At 35.2% G+C, this 2,545-nt stretch carries 3 protein-coding genes; 2 read left to right on the forward strand and 1 reads right to left on the reverse strand.

Annotation, left to right across the window (positions count from 1 at the left end; translation table 11 throughout):
- Positions 1 to 104 precede the first annotated feature (104 nt).
- Together rfaE2 and AC1DRQ_RS30670 are read left to right on the forward strand one after the other, a co-directional pair.
- Positions 105 to 626 (forward strand): D-glycero-beta-D-manno-heptose 1-phosphate adenylyltransferase, encoded by a 522-nt coding sequence (gene rfaE2, locus AC1DRQ_RS30665; protein WP_477429785.1) that lies wholly within the window; start codon positions 105 to 107, stop codon positions 624 to 626.
- Between the two features lie 254 nt (positions 627 to 880).
- Complete coding sequence (locus AC1DRQ_RS30670) at positions 881 to 2,026, forward strand: glycosyltransferase family 9 protein (protein ID WP_477429787.1); 1,146 nt, start codon at positions 881 to 883, stop codon at positions 2,024 to 2,026.
- A gap of 93 nt (positions 2,027 to 2,119) precedes the next feature.
- Here AC1DRQ_RS30670 and AC1DRQ_RS30675 read toward each other — a convergent pair whose 3' ends face one another.
- Positions 2,120 to 2,350: a hypothetical protein gene (locus tag AC1DRQ_RS30675; protein WP_477429789.1), complete on the reverse strand. Its 231-nt coding sequence runs from the start codon at positions 2,348 to 2,350 to the stop codon at positions 2,120 to 2,122.
- Positions 2,351 to 2,545: the final 195 nt, after the last annotated feature.

The following is a 2,545-nucleotide window of genomic DNA, read 5'->3' on the forward strand; positions in this document are numbered from 1 at the left end:
GTACATATCGTCGTTCCGTCAAATACCACTGCCCGTATCCAGGAAATGCACATATTGATAGGTCACATACTTTGTAAGGCTGTTGACGATTTGTTTTAATAACCATGCAGATAAGCTTTGAGCAAATATTGCTGGATAAGATACAGGACGTCAATTCCCTCACACTGCGGCTGCAAAGTTGGCAGCATAAAGGTGAAAGGGTAGTTTTTACAAATGGAGTATTTGATTTGCTCCACATAGGCCATCTTACATACCTTGCAAAAGCAGCCGGGCTGGGCAATAAACTCATTGTCGGCCTCAATGCGGATAGTTCGGTTAAGCGCATAAAAGGTGAAAGCCGACCGGTTAATGACCAAAACAGCAGAGCTGCATTATTGGCTTCATTATTTTTTGTAGATGCTGTAGTAATATTTAATGAAGACGATCCACTTAATTTAATAATTAAGCTTAAACCCGATATTTTGGTTAAGGGAGCCGATTATTCAGTTGATAGTATTGTTGGCGCCAAAGAAATTATGGCTAACGGGGGCGAGGTAAAAACAATTGATTTTGTTAGTGGATATTCCTCTACATCAATAATTGAAAAAATTCGAAATCAGCAGATCCCGGATCAGCCAATTAAATAAAATACCAGGCAACTTGCCCAAGTTAGCCGTTGGAATTATAAATTCCCGTTGCCTTAACGGTTCAAAGATTATAATTTCCCAAACACCTTTAAGGTGAATTTTGGATAGCTAAATCTGAATATACCTTCTCCTTGTCGCTGTAAAACGCTTAATAAAAGCTTGTTACAGCGAAAAAAAACCCTCAATAATAAATTTTGTAAGGCCCACCTGTTATACGAACCATGGTTTAAAAATGTTATGAAAACTACCTTAAAATGAAAGATATAAAGTATAGATTTTATCCCAATACATCCGGGAAAACTGTGAGCAAAATTAAACTGATTGATAAGTTATTATATACACTATGGAGAGGGACAGAAAAAAAGTTTACCGAACAAACTATTAATAAAATAACTATTACTCAGCTTGCCCATATCGGTGATATGATACTCCTTTTGCCGGCCTTAAAAACGCTGAAATGTAATACTAATTACCATATCAACTTATTGGTAAGTAGTCAAAATTTTAATATTGCAAGCCGGTTGAAATACGTTGACTCCGTAAGTGTTGCAGATGCGCCCTATTTTGCAAGGAATAATAAGGTATCCTATTTAGGTTATATTAACCAGTTAAATAAAATAAAAACAGATTTGATTTATGATGTAAGGGGAGATCTGCGAAATAACTTTTTTATACGTTTTTTTACTCGTAAAAAACTGTTTCTTGGCTATGATGTTGGTGGAGGCGGGGCCCTTTTGGATGTAGTTTTGCCATTTGACCATAAAGGTCATATTTCTGGGTTGCTTAATCCGCTTTTTAGCTACTTAAAATTACCAGAAAATCATTTATCTGATTACTGGAGCGAGGAGGATATGCCTTATGATGAAATAACTGATCATATTTTCCCAAGCCAGTTTCTGGTGGTTCATATTGGTACAGGTGCCCAGGCCAGGAAATGGCCGGTTGAGTTTTTTTTAGAAACAATTGCAGCAGCATCAAAAGAAATACCTGTTTATGTTTTGGGTTTAAACCAGGACCTGACAGTTGAACAGCTTAAAACCATTTCTGAAATGCCAAATGTGATTACATGCATTGGCAAATATTCTATTCTTCAATCAATCTACGTATTAAAAAAGTGCAGTTTATTTTTGGGCTTGGATTCAGGATTTTCACATATCGCTGCTTTACTGAAAAAGAAAGTCATTATACTTTTTAGTGGTACAGTAAATAAAGAAGTATGGAAACCATTTAGTTTTTTTGAAGATCAGATATTGCTCTTAAACAAAGAGGTTCCCTGTGATTACGGCACAGGCTGTGGAAAACTGGTGTGTGATGATAATATCTGTATGAAACAAATTAAACCAGCCGAAGTAATTGGCAAAATTAAAATATCATTAAACGACCTGAAATTAATATCTTGAGAGAGATTAGCATCAATAACTTATTGCTAAAGGCGCGTTTATCATTAATGATAAACACGCGGCTGGCCGGCTTGTTATTTTTTTAATTGTTAATTATTGAGAGCTAATGGCATTGATTTGATTTAATAAGGTATCTAAACGATGATGATAATCTTTGAAGTTTAACTCAGCTCTTTCAATGGCTGTAATCAATTCTTCAAGTTCAATTATTGCGGCCTGGTGTTTGGTAAACCCATTAATAACAGACACTTCGCCATTGAAATAACTGATAAATTTGGGGCTCGGCGTTGTCCAGAGCTCATTTCTCAGATAGTCAATTTTCATTTTTGCCGATCTGATCAAATGCAAGATCTCCACGTTTTTATGGCATCTAATTAAATTTAAAGCTCGTTTTCTTTGTCTGTTAATCATTCTTTCCATCTATACTAACGGTAATACAATTAAGGGCTATCCCTATAAATAGTTAAATAATAATTAGTGATCGGAGTACCGGGATATTAATTATTAATTAACTTATAT

Source organism: Mucilaginibacter sp. P4_E8 (assembly GCF_056401495.1).

Bases quoted from the DNA above. Each gene is read 5' to 3' on its own strand.
- AC1DRQ_RS30675 (WP_477429789.1), bottom strand. From the start codon at position 2,350: ATGAAAATTGACTATCTGAGAAATGAGCTCTGGACAACGCCGAGCCCC.
- rfaE2 (WP_477429785.1), top strand. From the start codon at position 105: ATGCAGATAAGCTTTGAGCAAATATTGCTGGATAAGATACAGGACGTC.
- AC1DRQ_RS30670 (WP_477429787.1), top strand. From the start codon at position 881: ATGAAAGATATAAAGTATAGATTTTATCCCAATACATCCGGGAAAACT.